The sequence below is a fragment of the Polaromonas jejuensis NBRC 106434 genome (genome assembly GCF_001598235.1).
GTDB lineage: Bacteria > Pseudomonadota > Gammaproteobacteria > Burkholderiales > Burkholderiaceae_C > Polaromonas > Polaromonas jejuensis.
The window spans coordinates 247,539-262,675 of sequence record NZ_BCYO01000002.1; the positions used below are offsets into that span (position 1 = coordinate 247,539).

Genomic DNA, 15,137 nt, shown 5'->3' on the forward strand with positions numbered 1-15,137 from the left:
GGAGCCCTGTTTTTCTTGAATCATTGGCAGCACCAGCCCGCGCCGTTGACGCTGGCGGAACGGCAGCGCTACAGTCCAGACACATGGCTGCGTTGCACTGAAAAAAACGCCCTTGACTACTGGAGCCTGCCTTGAAGCCTCTCGCACCATCCCCCCAAAATACCCCTGCCCTCCACCGGCGTCACTGGCTGGCCTTTGGCGTGGCCAGCGCCGGCGCGGCCGGGCTGGCCACCAGCGGCACGAATGCCGCCACCGACAAGGTCGCAACAGCCTCTTTGCCGCTGACGGCCCAGGCCACCGAAGGCCCTTATTACTTTGACGCCGGCAAGGTCCGCGCCGACATCACCGAAGGCCTGGCCGGTGTGCCGCTGGAGGTGCGCTTTACCGTGATGGACGCCAGCGCTGCGCCGCTGCCCAACATGCGGGTCGACATCTGGCACTGCAACGCCGCAGGGCTTTATTCGGGTTATGCCGGCCAGGGCGACCAGCGCAGCACCAGCACCAAGGGCAGCAGCTTTTTGCGCGGCACGCTCATCACCGGTGCCGATGGCATGGCGGCCTTTCGCAGCATTTACCCCGGCTGGTACGAGGGCCGCACCACGCACATCCACTTCAAGGTGCTCAGCGGCGCGCGCACGCTGCTGACCTCGCAGTTCTTTTTGCCCGACGCGCTCAGTGAGTTTCTCTACACCAGCCTGCCCGACTACCGGCGCACGCACCTGCGTGAAACCCTCAACCGCAACGACGGCATTGCGCTGATGGCGGGCAGCACGGTGCTGGGGGCGGTGCGCGAAGAGGCCGACCGCTACGTCGCCATGCTCAATGTGGTGGTCGATCCCTTGGCCAGGCAGCTTGCCGGCCGGCCGCCGGTTCCCGGTGAAGGGCCGCCGCCCGGAGCCGGTGGCCCGGGGCGCGGCAAGGCGCTGACGGCGGCTGAACGACTGGCGGCGCTGGTGCCCGGCAAGCCGAAAAACTAATGGCGGGCGCCAGGGCCGAACCCGTCGGCCCGGCGCTAGGCCTGGGCCGCCGCTGGCGTGCCCAGCCGCTGGGGCGACACATACTGCTCGCGGTAAATCTCAAACGGCATGGTATCGGCCGCTTCAATCTTTTTCTGCTCTTCAATCGACTGCTGCGTCAACGCGGCAAAGTGCGCCTGCTGCCCGGCCGTGAAGGGCAAAGCCAGCAGCGTGGCCCTGGTCTGCAGGGACTGCGCGCGGACGAAGCGGTTGAAGGAATTGCCAAAGTCCCGGGCCATCGTGTCCAGCACGCGTGCCGAGGGTGTGCTGTCCGGATTGCGCAGCGTGGCCTCGGCACTGCGCACGGCGTCGCCATAAGCGCTGCCGCCCTGTGCGGCGTCCAGCGCGGCGGCAATCGGCGCGCATTGCGCCAGCACCTCGGCGCCCCATTCGGTCAGCGCCACCTCGGCCCCGGCACGTTTGAGCCTGAGCCCGGGTTCGCGGCCGCGCGCCGCCGTGTGGTGCTGGTTGTGCTTGAGTTCGGCGATCTCGGCCGGCGTGTCGGGCGGGCTGTCGGCCAGCAGGCAGTGCAGCAAAAACACATCGAGGAAACGCATGGTCTGCGCGGTGATGCCCACGGGCACGAAGGGGTCCAGGTCCATCAGCCGCACTTCGACATATTCCACGCCGCGCTCACGCAGGGCATGCAGCGGACGTTCGCCCGGGAAGATCACGCGCTTGGGCCGGATGGTGCCGTAGAACTCGTTTTCAATCTGCAGCAGCGTGCTGCCCAGCTGGTTGTAGTCGCCGCCGGGGTTGCGGATGCCAATCGCTTCGTAAGCCGGATAAGGCCGGGTGAGCGCATCCTGCAGGGACGCGGCGTAGCCTTCCAGGCTGTTGTAGCTGACCGCCAGCGAGGCCTGCGCATCGCTCTGGTAACCCAGCCGCCCCATGCGCAGCGAGGTGCCGTGCGGCATGTACATGGTGTGCTCGGCCAGTTGCTGCAGCTCGTGCTGGCGGCCGGCCACAAAGTTGGAGCAGACGGCGGGCGAGGCGCCAAACAGGTAGAGCAGCAAAAACGCGTGGCGGCGGAAATTGCGGATCAGCGCAAAGTACTGCTCGCTCGTGACATCGGGCAGCGACCAGTTGTAGTGAATGCCCGAGATGGTCTGCATGCGCCGGCCATAGCGGTGGGACAGGCCCATGCGGTAGACACTTTTGGCACGCCCGACGTTGGACGAGCCGAAGCGCGCGATCGGGATGGTTTCGTCGGTCGGCAAATCGCAGGGCATGCTGGACACCCACAGCATTTCGTCGCCGATGTCTTGCATGACACGGTAGGTGAACTGGTGGATTTGCGTGAGTTCTTCCAGCGTGGCCTCAACACTGGGGTGCGCACCCGTGACCAGCTCCACCTGGGACTCGCTGAAGTCGGTGGTGATGCTGGGGTGCGTGAGGGCCGAACCCAGGGCCGCCGGGTGCGGCGTCAGCGCCAGACCGCCGCCGGGCTGGGCACGCAGGCTTTCCTTTTCAATGCCGCGGCGCATGCCCTGAAGCCTGGCCGGGGTAAGCGCTTTCAGGCGATCCTGCAAAAGCGCGCCCGCGGGCGCCTGCAACTTGTTCATATCGTCATTCCCTCAGATCTTGGATTGGCGTGGAAGTTATCACAGGCCGGCGCTTCCCGCTGGGGCAAACCGGCTTTCCAACACAGCTTGGTGGAGTCTGCAAGGGCCGCAGGCACAAAATCGGGATTTGCGCCACAGCCGACGTTTGGGCATGCAAATCCGCACTTTAGCGCCCGAATGCAGGGGCCGGTCCGGGCCCTTTCGTTTTAATTGTCAAAAACCTTCTTGACTTGTCTGGCCGGCTCAACGAACATTGGAAACAGCTTGTAACATGTCATGGATCCCTGCCGTCACCCAGAAGCCGTTTTGACAGGGCCCGCCAACCCTAGCGCAGTCCGCACTGCCATCACAATGAAAAAAATGCTGAAAACGTTGTTAGGCGCCGCGGCGCCAGCCAAACCGGCCAGGGGCGTGCTGCCCTCGAGCCGCGACAACCCGCTCACCATCGAAGACGGCTCACTCAACGCCACGCGGCGCCAGCTGGCGCAGATGCTGCTGCGCGACCTGCTGCGCAATCACGGCATCCCCTTGCAATGGATAGAGTGCCAGATGCAGGTGGTGGCCAGCCGCAGCCGCGGGTCCGGCATGACGATGCGACTCATCATCAAGCATTGGGACGAGCGCCTGATGAACTACTGCTATGCCTTGCAAAGCGCGCTGGTGGCCGACATCACCCGCTTTGAACCCCAGGCTTCGGAGTGGCTGCACAGCATTGCGTGGCAGCTGGAGGTGGCCGAGACCTGCCCTTACCTGACGCTGCCCGAGAAGGCGTTCTGGCTGGGGCCGGCCAAGCCCGCGCCCAGCCCCACGCCCATCGCCAGGCCGCCGCGCGTCCACGTCACGCCCATTCCGGCGGTTGCGCCCATGGCGCCGATTTCGCCCACGCCTCCCGCAGCCGCCGTGAGCGCGGCAGCTGCGGCGGCGCTGGATGTCGATCTGGCGACGCCGGTCGCCCCACCGGCCGAGACCGCCCAGGAAGACGACGCGCTGAAGGACCTGGAGCGCCTGTTTCTCATACGCGACCAGGCGCTCGGAGTGCCATTGGCCGACGACCAGGCCGCGCCAGGCTATGAGGCAACGCAGCCATCAGCGCCTTGAGGCGGACGCCCAGGCGCCCAAGGCAGGGCCTCATCAATGCCTGAATTGCTATATTTTCGATAGCCTTCAGCGCCTGCAAGACGGGCGCTACCGCGATTTTTATTAAAAAATCAGGCCAGCACGCGACGCAGCCAGCGCGCCAGGTCGGCAATTTCCTGCGGGCAGACCGAGTGCTCCATCAGGTACTCGTGCCATTCCACCGGGTAGCCCTGCGCGCTGAGTGCGTCGCGCGTCGCGGTGGCGCGCGGCAAGGCCACCACGCCGTCGCGCGTGCCATGGGCCAGAAAAATGGGCACGTCCCTATTGGCATCGCTGCGCTCTGCAGCGGTCTTGTCGGCCAGCGGCAAGTAGCCCGACAGGCCGGCGATGCCGGCCAGGCGCTCGCTGTGGCGCAGGCCAATCATCAGCGCCATGGCGCAACCCTGAGAAAAACCGGCCACCACGATGCGATGGGCCGGAATGCCGCGCGACTTTTCATGGGCAATCAGCGCCTCAATCGAAGCTTGCGACTGGCGCAGCCCGGCCTCGTCCTGCCGGCTGACCAGGTCGGCACCGAGGATGTCGTACCAGGCAGGCATTTCATAGCCGCCATTGATGGTGACGGGCATGATGGGTGCGCTGGGAAACAGAAAGCGCACCGGGCCCACGCCGGACAAATCCAGCTGCTCGGCAATCGGCAGAAAGTCGCGGCCGTCCGCGCCCAGGCCATGCATGATGAGAATGGTGGCAACAGGGTTGTCGCCGGTCTGGGCTTCTAGAACTTCAAGGGACATGCGCTTACCGGGTAGTGGGATGAATCGGAGGAGTCGGCCGGATGCGGCGCTTGAAGCGCGCAAGGCCACAAGAGCGGAAAGCTTCTGATTTTAGTGGCCCGCCCTGCTCGCCGGCAGCGGGGCCGGACCTGGCCGCAAACCCCGCCCACGATGCGCCGGCCGTTGCCCCCGGGCAAGGCCATGGGCGCGCCAGCGCTGAAACCTCAGCAGATGCGTAGATTTCAGCGCATGATGGTGGCCGGGGCATTTTCAAAATGCGTTTGTTGCCGGAGGAGGCGCCATGATGAAAACCCGTTCACATCTCTTCCTTGCACGCCTGGCGCGTGTCATGGCGATGCTGGTGGCGGCCCTGGCGCTGCTGTCCACGCTAGCGCCGGCCCATGCGGCCTCCTTGAGCGCCACCGATGAAAAAAGCGTGCGCGCCGTGATCGAGGGCCAGCTCGCCGCCCTGGCCAAGGACGATGCCGGCAAGGCGTTTTCCTATGCCGCGCCGAATGTGCGCCGCAGGCTGGGTTCTTCAGCCGCTTTTATCGCCATGCTGCGAAACAGCTACCCGATGATCTACCGCCCGGCCTCGGTCGCCTTCCTCAAGCCCGAAGGCCAGAACAACCATGCGATTCAGCGGGTGCAAATTCTGGATGCCGACGGCGATGCGTGGCTGGCGATTTACAGCCTGGAGCGCCAGAAAAACAAGACCTGGCGCATCACGGGCTGCGCCGTGATGGAAAACAAGGGCCGCATGGCGTGACGGCCTGGTGCTTGCCGGCTCTGCTTTTGCCAGCTCGAACTTGCCGCGCCGGTCGGCCACGGCGCTACATTTTTAATAGCTAGCTGTGCCCGTATTTTCGGGGCTGGAAGCATTTTTACCCCCCAAACACCGCAGCGCCGACCTTTTGAGCCCTTGACCCATGCAGGCCAAGGATTCATGGATTTCGGTGAACTATTACCGGTTTTGCCCAGCAGATCGCTTGACTTGCGCCACGGACAGGCGGACCATCATTAACACTTTGTAACGCCCAACAAGTCTTTTTTCCAGCTGGGCGAGCCAACTTATGAGTAAGTTGGTCTTCAAGTTTGCATCAGGGGAGCATGACATGAACATCCGCCAGTTATTCGGCCTCAAAAGCCGAGCAAAACCTTTAAAGGCCGAACCCGCATCCGCCGCCGAGGGCCCTGCGACGATTGAGGATGGCTCTGCCAACGCCCTGCGCCGCCAGCTGGTTCAGGTGCTGGTGCGCGACTCCCTGCGCCGCCACGGCATTCCGGCCCATTGGCTGGACTGCCAGATGCTGCTGGTTTCCAGCCGCAGCCGCGGCGAAGGCATGTATGTGCGGCTGGTCGTGAAGCACTGGGACATGCGTTTGCTGACCTATGCCGTCGCCTTTGAAAAGTCGCTGCGTATCGACATCACGCGCTTCGAGCCCCATGCCGCGCAGTGGCTTTATGGCATCTCCTGGCAACTGGAGGTTGGCGACAGCTGCCCCTATCTCCAGCTGCCGGATCGCTCGATCTGGACCCTGCCGCCAAAACACCATGCCGAAAGCGAACTCAAACAGGATCTGGAGCGCATGTTTGCCATACGCGACGCCGACATGCTGGCGCGCGGCGCGGCAGCGCCCACCCATCCGAGCGGCGCCTATGCAAAAACCGAACCCCAGACACTGGCGAAGCTGTACGGCTAAGCCCCCACGCTTGCCACTACGTGTGCTGCGCTGCCCCCCGAGGGGGCTGAACTTGCGTGGGGCGGCCCTGCGCTGCGTTCTGTCTAAGCGGCCGTCTGCCCGGCTTCACCCGCCCGCGCCTGCTGGGGCTCAATACGTGCCGATGTAGTCCTTCTTGCCCACTTCCACGCCGTTGTGGCGCAGGATGGCATAGGCCGTGGTGGTATGGAAAAAGAAATGCGGCAGGCCGTAATTGAACAGGTAGGACTGGCCGGTAAAACGCTTTTCCTTGGGCGTGCCGGCCTGCGTGACGATCTCGCGCGTGGCGGCCTCGTCAAATTTCGCGACATCCAGCCCCTCAATAAAGGCCAGCACGGTCGCGATGCGCGCCTGCAGCTCGGCAAAGCTCTGCTCCTTGTCTTCCAGCTTGGGCACTTCCACGCCCGCCAGCCGCGCCGACACGCTCTTGGCGAAGTCGCTCGCCACCTGCACCTGGCGCACCAGCGCAAACATGTCGGGGAACAAACGCGCCTGCAGCAGCGCGTTGGGGTCAATTTTTTTCTCGGCGGCGTGCGCTTCGGCTTTGCGCAACACCTCTTTGAGCCCGCCCAGCATTTGCTTGAAGACGGGGACGGAGCTGGTGTAGATAAAACTGGGGGTGCTGGTCATGGTTTCTTTCGGTAAGGGGTGAAGACCGGTCTGCGGGTGCAGACACAGTCACACGGGGATTCTCGCCGGGTTCAGCGGCGGCTGCTTTGCGATGCTGCAATGGCCTGACAGCCGCCGCCCCCTGCAGTGGTGGAGGAAAGCCGCAAGCCCGGATCAATCCGCCGGTTCTGTCAGCGGTATCTTCGTCTCAAACTTGGAACAGTTCATGGCGAACGTGCTTTTGAAATTGCGCACGTTGTTGTTGGATGAAAACACCTCACGCGTGAACGCGTGGTAGCGCTCCATGGACGCCGAGTTGACGATCAGCAGGAAGTCGAACTCGCCCGACACCTCATAGCACGCCATCACGTCACCCTCGGCCGCCATCTTTTTCTCGAAGTTGCGCAGCAGCGCGTCGTTTTGCTTGTCCAGCTCGACCGAAACGAACACCGTCAATGGCCGGCCGACGCGAAGGCGGTCCACAATGGCCACTTCCTTGAGCAGCACGCCCCTGGCTTTGAGCTGGGCAATACGCCGCTGGCAGGTAGCGGCTGAGGCATGCACCTGTTCGGCGAGCGTGCGCAGCGGCACGGTTGCGTCCTGCTGCAGCAGGTTCAGGATTTGGGTGTCGAGCCGGTCCAGGGTCATGGAAAGCCTCATTCCATTTCTACTTCAAAGCGATAGGTCGTTGCCCCACCTTGCCGTGCTACAGCACTGTCTGCGGCGGAGCGCCTACTCTCGCATTGAATTAAAAATGGAATCACAAGTTGATTGATCGTGGGAAATTATTTCATTAAATTTTTACTAATGAGTCAAAACACTCAAATTGCACCAATGATTGATAAATCGTCTCAGTCATGCTTTTTAAGATCAGTGCATGGATCACCCGACATCGGAGCCCGTCATGACCACCCCTGATTTCGAGCCGCAACTGGTGCGCTGGCGCCACCACCTGCACCGCCACCCCGAAACAGGGTTTGAAGAGGTGCAGACCGCCGACTATGTGGCCAGCGTGCTCAAGGCGCTGGGCCTGGAGGTACACCGCGGCATAGGCGGCACCGGCCTGGTGGCCAACCTGACGGTGGGCGACGGCAAAGGCGTGATTGGCCTGCGCGCCGACATGGACGCGCTGGCCATCACCGAGACGGCAGAAGGCCGGGCCCATGCCTCGCAGATGCCGGGCCGCATGCACGCCTGCGGCCATGACGGCCACATGGCCATGGTGCTGGGCGCGGCCCAGCTGCTGCGCGAGCGGCGCAACTTCAATGGCACGGTGCGCTTCATCTTCCAGCCGGCCGAGGAGCATGGGCGCGGCGCCAAGGCCATGATGGACGACGGCCTGTTCGAACGCTTCCCGGTGGACGAAATCTATGGTGCGCACAACATGCCGGGCCTGCCGGCCGGCCACTTTGCGACCCGCACGGGCGGCATCATGGCCAGCGAAGACAACTTCGTCATCCACGTCAAAGGGCGCGGCACCCACGCCGCGCGCCCGCACATGGGCGTGGACCCTCTCGTGATCGCCGCCGAGATCGTGCTGGCGCTGCAGACCATCGTCTCGCGCTCGCTGGACCCGAGCATGCCGGCGGTCATCTCCTGCACCGAATTCATCACCGACGGCATCCGCAATGCCATTCCGTCCAACGTGATCATCAAGGGCGACACGCGCAGTTACGCGCCCGAGGTGCAGGCCTTGCTGGAGCAGCGCATGCGCGAGGTCAGCGTTGGCATCTGCAGCACCCACGGCGCCGAATGTGCATTCGAGTACACCCATGAATTCGCGCCCACCGTCAATTGGGACCAGTGTGTGCCCACAGCCCTGGCTGCGGCCACCGCCGTCGCCGGGGCCGACAAGGTGGATGGCAATGTGCAGCCCATGATGATCTCTGAGGACTTCGGCGCCTTTCTTCGCGTGGTGCCGGGTGCCTTTGTGTTCATCGGCAATGGCGACAACGGGGCCCCAGGCAGTACGCCGCTGCACAACGCGCGCTACGACTTCAATGACAGCGTGCTGCCCGTGGGGGCGCGCTACTTCGCCGAGCTTGCGCGCATCCGGTTGCCGCATTGATTCCCGCTCTGAAAGACCTTCCCATGCTGATCCCCAACCCGCTCGCCCAGCGTGGCGCCTATGACGCCGCCCTGCAGCAAGTCATGAACATAGCCCAGGCGCGCGAAAGCCGGCGCAGGCTCTCGCACTGGTCGCTCCTGAATCCCGGCGCCACGCCGGTCTGGCAGCTGCCGCAACTGGCGCGGCGCCTGTCGGTCGGGCAGATCAGCGTCAAGGATGAGTCAACGCGCTCGCCGCTGGGCAGCTTCAAGGTACTGGGCGCACCCATAGCCCTGCTGCGCCTGATCCAGCGCCGCTGGCCCGGCAAGACCTTCACGCCGCAGGACCTGCTGGCCGGCCGGCACGCCCAGGACCTGCAGGGCTTCGTGGTCATCAGCGCCACCGACGGCAACCACGGCCGCGCGCTCGCCGCCGCGGCCCAGAGCATGGGCTGCCGCTGCGTGATCGTGCTGCACGCCCATGTAAGCGTTGAGCGGGAAGCACCGATTGCCGCCTTCGGCGCCGAGATCGTGCGCGTCACCGGCAACTACGACGATTCCGTGCAGGAAGCCGCCCGCCTGGCAGCGGCGAACGGCTGGCAGGTGGTGTCGGACACCTCCTATGCGGGCTATGAGGAGATCCCGCGTGACGTGATGCAGGGCTATGCCGCCATCGTGGATGAGTTGCTGGAGCCCGAGGCCGATGCCGCACCCTGCCCCTACACCCATGTAATCCTGCAAGGCGGCGTGGGCGGCCTGGCAGCCGGCATCGTGAGCTACTTTTGGGAACGCTACGGCGCCCGGCGACCGAGCTTCATCGTGGTCGAGCCGGAGCAGGCCGACTGCCTGTGCCAAAGCGCGCGGCTGGGCCGCCCGGCCATGGCCAGCGGCTCGGTCGACTCCGTGATGGCGGGCCTGGCCTGCGGTGAAACCTCGCCGCTCGCGTGGCGCTTTCTGCAGCCGGCCGTAGATTTCTTTGTGACGGTCTCCGACGAACAGGCGGTGGAGGCCATGCGCGCGCTGGCTTCGGGCGAGGCCGGCGATGTGCCCGTGCTGAGCGGCGAATCGGGCGCTGCGGGGCTGGCGGCTCTGAAGGTTCTGGCGGGTTCGCCAGAACTGCGCCGGCAAACCGGCCTGGGCGCCGATTCGCATGTGCTGCTCATCAGCACCGAGGGCGCCACGGCGCCTGCCGCGTATGCGCAGCTGACGGGGCACACCGCCCCGTCGGTGCTGGCGGCACAGGCCGGCTGGCTGGCCAGCACGGAGGTCAGCGCGAAAATAAGCGAGCAGGCGCCGATGGATCGCATGGCCCGAAAAGCCAAGGTCGGCACACTGACCCCCAACCAAGGAGCATCAACAGCATGACAAGCTCGAATTCACACGATGAAGACTTTCACTCCGCAGCCGTCGGCAAGTTGCGGGCCGACCTGGCGCTGGCCCTGCGTGCGGCGGCGCTCCACGGCCTGGCCGAAGGGGTCTGCAACCACTTCAGTGTCGAGCTGCCCGATGGCTCCAGCCGGTTTCTGCTGAACCCGCGCGGCCTGCTGTGGAGCGAGATCCACGCGGACGACATCGTGCTGATCGATGTGGAAGGCAACAAGCTGGCCGGGCGCCACGAGGTGGAACCCACGGCCATGTTCATCCACGCCGCCATCCACCGCATCGCCGGCAAGGCCTGCGTGCTGCACACCCACATGCCCTACGCCACGGCCCTCACGCTCACCACCAACCGGGCGCTGGACACCACCCTTTCGCAAAATGCCATGCGCTTTCACGGCCGCGTGGCGGTTGACCCCCATTACAACGGCCTGGCCCTGGACACCTCGGAAGGCGAGCGCATCGCCCATGCCATGCAGGCGGCCGATGTGGTGTTTCTGGGCAACCATGGCGTGGTGGTCTGCGGTGCGCGAATGGACTGGGCGTATGACGACCTGTATTACCTCGAGCGGGCCTGTGCTGCGCAGGTGCTGGCCCAGTCCTCGGGTCGGCCGCTGGCGCCAGTAGCCCGGGCCATTGCCGAGCGCGTGGCCCAGCAGACGCTTGGCGAGCGCCTGCAGTCGGAATTGTTTTTTGAGGCGCTGAGGCGCACGGTCTGAGCGAGCGCTTAGCGCAGACGGCAGGCCGCCATGGTCACCGTGACGCAGCCCGTTTCGGATGAACAGTCACATGGCCTCAACCACCGGGGCAAGCATCAAGAGGGACAGCGGCTGCAGAGTCAAACCGGACGGCAGGTTTGCAGCAAGCTGCGCCTGCACCACACCCGCCAGCCATTCATCAATCAGCACCGGGTCATTGATGGTCTTGAGCAATTGGTAGGCGGTCTCCGCCTCGGGAAAACGGCGACGCAGGAAATTGAGCCACTGCTTGAGCCGACCGGCGCGCGAACGGGTATCGAGCCGGGTGCAGACGATATGCCAGAAGTCGGCGAGCAGCGGCACCATCGCGGGCCAGCTTACGCCCGCATGGCCTGCTGGTGCCGGACTGCCTGCAAGCCCGTTCATCGACGCCTTGATCGCCAGGCCCAGGCCAGGATCGGTCACCATGCCGCGGCCCAGCATCAGGCTGTCGCAGCCCGAGGCCTCGCGGCAGCGGCGCGCATCGTCCACGGTCCAGATTTCACCGTTGGCCACCACCGGAATATTGACCACTTCACGAATGTCGGCGATGCGCTCCCAGTAAGCGGGCGGCTTGTAGGCCTGCGCCTTGGTGCGGGCATGCACGACCAGCTCGTCGGCGCCGCCATCGGCAATCGCCAGCGCGCATTCCACCGCCCGGGAATCGTCATTGAAACCCAGCCGCATCTTGGCGGACACCGGCATGTGCGCGGGCACGGCGCGGCGCACCGCGCTGACGATGGCCAACAGGGTTTCAGGCGCCTCCAGCAGCAGCGCCCCACCGCCGTGGCGGTTCACCACCTTGGCCGGGCAGCCGAAGTTGAGGTCAATGCCGGCCGGCCCCAGCCCGGCGAGCCTCGCGGCATTCTCGGCCAGGCAGACCGGGTCCGAGCCCAGCAACTGGGCGCGTACCGGCACGCCGGCAAAGGTGCGGCCGCCGGTATGCAGCTCGGGCACGATGCGGGTGAACACGCGCTCGGGCAGCAACTGGTCGGTGATGCGGATGAATTCGGACACACAGCGGTCAATGCCGCCCACCCGCGTGAGGATGTCGCGCAGCACAAAGTCCAGCAGGCCTTCCATCGGTGCGAGCAGGATGGTCATGCCGGTGTCTTTTTTTCAGGCCGCAGCCAGCCGCCACAGCGAAGTGACTTCAGCCGCACGCGCGGCATGCAGCGCGTCTGTCGCGTCGGAGGCCTTGGGGTGATGCGGCTGCGCGTCGAGGCGGTCTACCACCTTGAGCCCCGCAGCGTCAATCGCAGCCAGCAGCCATGCGCGAGTGCGCAGGCCCAGGTGCTCGGCAATGTCCGACAGGATCAGCCAGCCTTCGCCCCCGGGTTCGAGGTGCGCCGCCAGGCCATTGAGGAAGCCGAGCAGCATGCGGCTGTCTTCGTCATACACCGCATGCTCGATCGGCGAGCCGGGGCGCGCCGGCAACCACGGCGGGTTGCAGGCGATGATGTTGGCCTTGCCCTCGGGGAACAGGTTGGCCTCGCGCACTTCGACCTGCGGGAAGCCGAGCCGCTTGAGGTTGTCGCGCGCGCAGGCCAGCGCGCGCGGATCCTGGTCGGTGGCCACCACGCGCTGCACGCCGCTGCGCAGGGCCAGCACCGCGGCCAGCACGCCGGTGCCGGTGCCGATGTCAAAAGCGACCAGGTCTGCAATGCCTTCGGGCACGGGCGCCTGCGCCACCAAGGCTATGTATTCGCCACGCACCGGCGAGAAAACGCCGTAATGCGGATGCACGCGGTTGTGCGGCCCGTCTTCACCCAGCGCAGGAATGGCAACCCCCTTGCGGCGCCACTCGTGGGCGCTGATGAAGCCCATCAACTCGCGCAGCGAGGCGACGGAGGGACCCGTGCCATCTTTATTAGCCGGCCCCCAGGCTTCCGCGCAGGCTTTCTTCGCATCCGGCGCACGGCGCAGCGGGATGCTGTAGTCCGCGTCAAACGGGATCAGCACCATGCCGAGCACTCGGGCACGTTGCGCCTGTGCCTGGCGATGCAGATGAAAGGCTTCCGGGAAAACCGGTGCGGGGGCGACGGCCTCAACAGTTGAGGCGCCTGCCTTGTGGCGCTTGTCGCGTTTGGGCTTGGCCGGCTTGTCGACACGGCGCGCCAGCGCCTGCAGCAGCAGGCGTGCGTTCTGGAAGTCGCCGCGCCAGAGCAGGCCGGTGCCTTCACAAGCCAGCCGATAGGCCGTGTCGGCCGCCATGCTGTCGTCGGCGATCACCACACGTTTGGGCGGCACGGCGCCGCGCTCGGAGCGCCAGCGCGCCGAATGGGCCTCGTTGCCCTTGCCCTCGGTCCAGTGGATGAGGGGATAGGCAGCGGCAGAGGTGGAAGGAGCGGCAGGTGAAACAGACATCAGGGCAGACAGTAAAGAGGGTGAAAGCAGAAAACAGCCAACTGTTTTAACAGATGGCGTCCGCTTCCGGCTCCACCCCGGAGCGGATTGGGGCCACCAAAACGAAAAAACGGCCTGAAACGGCCGTTTTTAGCATCAAAAGTGGCTGGGAGGCCCGGATATCCGGTACAAGCAGCTACTTATTTTATAGCATCCCGGTCGATAGCAGTCCACCCCGGCGGGTTTTCAAGCGGGGGCCGCGGAACTGGCTCTGCCAGGCCGCAGGCGCCGTCCCCTGCAAGGGGAAAAGGAGGCGACACGAAATGAGCGCCAATAGGGGTGCGCCCCTCTTCCTCAGCGGGGGCCGGGGTCCGGCTTCGCCGGCCCACAGGCGCCCGTCCCCTGCAAGGGGAAAAGGCGTTACACGCAGTGAACGCCGATAGGGGTGTTCAGTCAAGCACTCCAGCCACCGCCCAAGGCGCGAATCAACCCAACCGTTGCCAAGTACTGCGCCGCCTTCACCTGCAGCGCCTGCCGGCGGTTGCGCAGCTCGCTGCGCTGGGCATCGAGCAATTCGAGCTGGCTGACAAAGCCATTGCGGTAGCGCGAGTCCGACAGCACGGTGGCGCGGCTGGCCGAGGCGACCGAACGGGACTGCGCTTCCGACTGGTCGGCCAGCAGCCGCAGGGCCGAGAGCTGGTCTTCCACATCCTTGAAGGCCACCAGCACCTGCTCGCGGTAATTGGCCAGGGCGATGTCCAGCTCGGCATTGGCGTTCTGCACACCGGCTTCACGCCGACCGCCGTCAAGCAAAGGCAATGAGAGCAAGGCCCCCACGCCCCAGGCACGGGCGGACATCTTGAACAGGTCCTTGAGCTCGGGCGCGGCGTAGCCGCCGTTGGCCGTCAGCGAAAAGTTCGGGAACCAGGCGGCCTTGGCCACACCGACGCGGGCCTGCGCCGCCTGCATGCTGCTTTGGGCGGCCGACACGTCGGGCCGGCGCGTCAGCACCGTGCTGGGCACGCCGGCCGGTATGGCGGGCAAGGCCGTGGCCCATTCACCGGGTGCGACCTGGAAGCTGGAAGCGACCTCACCCACCAGTACCGCCAGTGCATGCTCCAGTTGGGCACGGCGCTGGTCCAGTGCCAAAGCTTCGGATTCCGTGGAGGCGACCTCGGCGCGCACGCGCGCCACATCCAGCTCGGCCACATCGCCTTCCTTGAAGCGCACCTCGGTCAGGCGCAGGGTGTTGCGGTAGGCCTGCAGCGTGTCTTTCACCAAGGCGCGTTCTGCATCAAGCGCGCGCAGATTCAGGTAGGTCTGCGCCACATCGGCCTGCACCAGCAGCCGCGTGCTGCGCAGCAAGGCTTCGCGTGATTGCGCATCCAGTGACGCCGCATTCGACGCGCCCGAGAGCTTGCCGAACAGGTCAACTTCATACGACAGGTTGGCACTCACGCTGACCACGGTTTGGGGAACGTTGCCGGTCGTGATGTCTTTCTGGCGCACGGCCCCTGCGCCCAGGCCCAGTTGCACCGAGCGGTTGGCATCGGTGGCGCCCGCAATGGCACGGGCCTGCGCCAGCCGGCCGGCGGCGACCTGCACGCTGTTGTTACTGCGACTGGCTTGTTCTACCAGCTGATCCAGCACCGGATCGGAGAAAACCGCCCACCAGCGGCCCTGTGCCTGCACTTCAGGCGAAACAGGGGCCGCGGATGCGACCGGGTCTGTGCTTTCCTTGAAGGCCGTCGGTGTGACTGGCAGGCTGGAAGAATCAATCGATGCGCTGGTGGCGCAACCGGCCAGCACCAGTGCCGCGAACAGCGGCACCAGTGTCAGGCGCGCTTTGGAAGTCATGTGGTTCATGGTG

General features: G+C 65.2%; 14 protein-coding genes. 7 read left to right on the forward strand and 7 right to left on the reverse strand.

Annotated elements, in window-relative coordinates; genetic code table 11:
- Positions 1–131 precede the first annotated feature (131 nt).
- Positions 132–977 (forward strand): intradiol ring-cleavage dioxygenase, encoded by an 846-nt coding sequence (locus tag PJE01S_RS03640; protein ID WP_218017490.1) that lies wholly within the window; start codon positions 132–134, stop codon positions 975–977.
- A gap of 35 nt (positions 978–1,012) precedes the next feature.
- Here PJE01S_RS03640 and gshA read toward each other — a convergent pair whose 3' ends face one another.
- Positions 1,013–2,581, reverse strand: coding sequence for a glutamate--cysteine ligase (gene gshA, locus PJE01S_RS03645; RefSeq protein ID WP_068831773.1), 1,569 nt, complete (start codon positions 2,579–2,581; stop codon positions 1,013–1,015).
- A 360-nt stretch (positions 2,582–2,941) separates the two neighbouring features.
- Between gshA and PJE01S_RS03650 the strand changes: the two genes are divergently transcribed.
- Positions 2,942–3,679 (forward strand): hypothetical protein, encoded by a 738-nt coding sequence (locus PJE01S_RS03650; protein WP_068831774.1) that lies wholly within the window; start codon positions 2,942–2,944, stop codon positions 3,677–3,679.
- 110 nt (positions 3,680–3,789) lie between these two features.
- Here the strand turns inward: PJE01S_RS03650 and PJE01S_RS03655 are convergent, their stop codons facing one another.
- Positions 3,790–4,452 (reverse strand): alpha/beta hydrolase, encoded by a 663-nt coding sequence (locus tag PJE01S_RS03655; protein ID WP_068831775.1) that lies wholly within the window; start codon positions 4,450–4,452, stop codon positions 3,790–3,792.
- A gap of 280 nt (positions 4,453–4,732) precedes the next feature.
- Here PJE01S_RS03655 and PJE01S_RS03660 point away from each other — a divergent pair, with 280 nt between their 5' ends.
- Together PJE01S_RS03660 and PJE01S_RS03665 are read left to right on the forward strand one after the other, a co-directional pair.
- A complete protein-coding gene (locus PJE01S_RS03660) occupies positions 4,733–5,200 on the forward strand; it encodes a DUF4864 domain-containing protein (protein ID WP_245660577.1) in 468 nt (155 codons plus the stop codon).
- 346 nt (positions 5,201–5,546) lie between these two features.
- The gene (locus PJE01S_RS03665) at positions 5,547–6,134 is read left to right on the forward strand and encodes a hypothetical protein (protein ID WP_068831776.1); all 588 of its coding nucleotides are present in this window, start codon (positions 5,547–5,549) and stop codon (positions 6,132–6,134) included.
- Positions 6,135–6,263: 129 nt separating this feature from the next.
- Here the strand turns inward: PJE01S_RS03665 and PJE01S_RS03670 are convergent, their stop codons facing one another.
- Complete coding sequence (locus tag PJE01S_RS03670) at positions 6,264–6,782, reverse strand: DUF1993 domain-containing protein (RefSeq protein ID WP_068831777.1); 519 nt, start codon at positions 6,780–6,782, stop codon at positions 6,264–6,266.
- A 153-nt stretch (positions 6,783–6,935) separates the two neighbouring features.
- Positions 6,936–7,409, reverse strand: coding sequence for an Lrp/AsnC family transcriptional regulator (locus tag PJE01S_RS03675; RefSeq protein WP_068831778.1), 474 nt, complete (start codon positions 7,407–7,409; stop codon positions 6,936–6,938).
- A gap of 256 nt (positions 7,410–7,665) precedes the next feature.
- Between PJE01S_RS03675 and PJE01S_RS03680 the strand changes: the two genes are divergently transcribed.
- From PJE01S_RS03680 to PJE01S_RS03690, 3 genes are read left to right on the forward strand one after another with little or no spacing between them, the layout of a single operon-like run.
- Complete coding sequence (locus PJE01S_RS03680) at positions 7,666–8,829, forward strand: M20 aminoacylase family protein (protein ID WP_068831779.1); 1,164 nt, start codon at positions 7,666–7,668, stop codon at positions 8,827–8,829.
- Positions 8,830–8,852: 23 nt separating this feature from the next.
- The gene (locus PJE01S_RS03685; protein ID WP_084389335.1) at positions 8,853–10,172 is read left to right on the forward strand and encodes a diaminopropionate ammonia-lyase; all 1,320 of its coding nucleotides are present in this window, start codon (positions 8,853–8,855) and stop codon (positions 10,170–10,172) included.
- A complete protein-coding gene (locus PJE01S_RS03690) occupies positions 10,169–10,903 on the forward strand; it encodes an aldolase (protein ID WP_068831780.1) in 735 nt (244 codons plus the stop codon). Before PJE01S_RS03685 ends, PJE01S_RS03690 begins: the two co-directional genes overlap by 4 nt.
- A 66-nt stretch (positions 10,904–10,969) precedes the next feature.
- Here the strand turns inward: PJE01S_RS03690 and PJE01S_RS03695 are convergent, their stop codons facing one another.
- The 3 genes from PJE01S_RS03695 to PJE01S_RS03705 form a co-directional block, all read right to left on the reverse strand.
- Positions 10,970–12,025 (reverse strand): tRNA dihydrouridine synthase, encoded by a 1,056-nt coding sequence (locus PJE01S_RS03695; protein WP_084389336.1) that lies wholly within the window; start codon positions 12,023–12,025, stop codon positions 10,970–10,972.
- Between the two features lie 15 nt (positions 12,026–12,040).
- A complete protein-coding gene (locus PJE01S_RS03700; RefSeq protein WP_068831781.1) occupies positions 12,041–13,288 on the reverse strand; it encodes a methyltransferase in 1,248 nt (415 codons plus the stop codon).
- A gap of 432 nt (positions 13,289–13,720) precedes the next feature.
- On the reverse strand, positions 13,721–15,133 hold the full coding sequence (locus PJE01S_RS03705) for an efflux transporter outer membrane subunit (protein ID WP_068831940.1): 1,413 nt from the start codon (positions 15,131–15,133) through the stop codon (positions 13,721–13,723).
- Between the last annotated feature and the right edge of the window lie 4 nt (positions 15,134–15,137).

Bases quoted from the DNA above. Each gene is read 5' to 3' on its own strand.
- PJE01S_RS03690 (WP_068831780.1), top strand. From the start codon at position 10,169: ATGACAAGCTCGAATTCACACGATGAAGACTTTCACTCCGCAGCCGTC.
- gshA (WP_068831773.1), bottom strand. From the start codon at position 2,581: ATGAACAAGTTGCAGGCGCCCGCGGGCGCGCTTTTGCAGGATCGCCTG.
- PJE01S_RS03675 (WP_068831778.1), bottom strand. From the start codon at position 7,409: ATGACCCTGGACCGGCTCGACACCCAAATCCTGAACCTGCTGCAGCAG.
- PJE01S_RS03650 (WP_068831774.1), top strand. From the start codon at position 2,942: ATGCTGAAAACGTTGTTAGGCGCCGCGGCGCCAGCCAAACCGGCCAGG.
- PJE01S_RS03660 (WP_245660577.1), top strand. From the start codon at position 4,733: ATGATGAAAACCCGTTCACATCTCTTCCTTGCACGCCTGGCGCGTGTC.
- PJE01S_RS03700 (WP_068831781.1), bottom strand. From the start codon at position 13,288: ATGTCTGTTTCACCTGCCGCTCCTTCCACCTCTGCCGCTGCCTATCCC.
- PJE01S_RS03655 (WP_068831775.1), bottom strand. From the start codon at position 4,452: ATGTCCCTTGAAGTTCTAGAAGCCCAGACCGGCGACAACCCTGTTGCC.
- PJE01S_RS03670 (WP_068831777.1), bottom strand. From the start codon at position 6,782: ATGACCAGCACCCCCAGTTTTATCTACACCAGCTCCGTCCCCGTCTTC.
- PJE01S_RS03685 (WP_084389335.1), top strand. From the start codon at position 8,853: ATGCTGATCCCCAACCCGCTCGCCCAGCGTGGCGCCTATGACGCCGCC.
- PJE01S_RS03695 (WP_084389336.1), bottom strand. From the start codon at position 12,025: ATGACCATCCTGCTCGCACCGATGGAAGGCCTGCTGGACTTTGTGCTG.
- PJE01S_RS03705 (WP_068831940.1), bottom strand. From the start codon at position 15,133: ATGAACCACATGACTTCCAAAGCGCGCCTGACACTGGTGCCGCTGTTC.
- PJE01S_RS03665 (WP_068831776.1), top strand. From the start codon at position 5,547: ATGAACATCCGCCAGTTATTCGGCCTCAAAAGCCGAGCAAAACCTTTA.
- PJE01S_RS03680 (WP_068831779.1), top strand. From the start codon at position 7,666: ATGACCACCCCTGATTTCGAGCCGCAACTGGTGCGCTGGCGCCACCAC.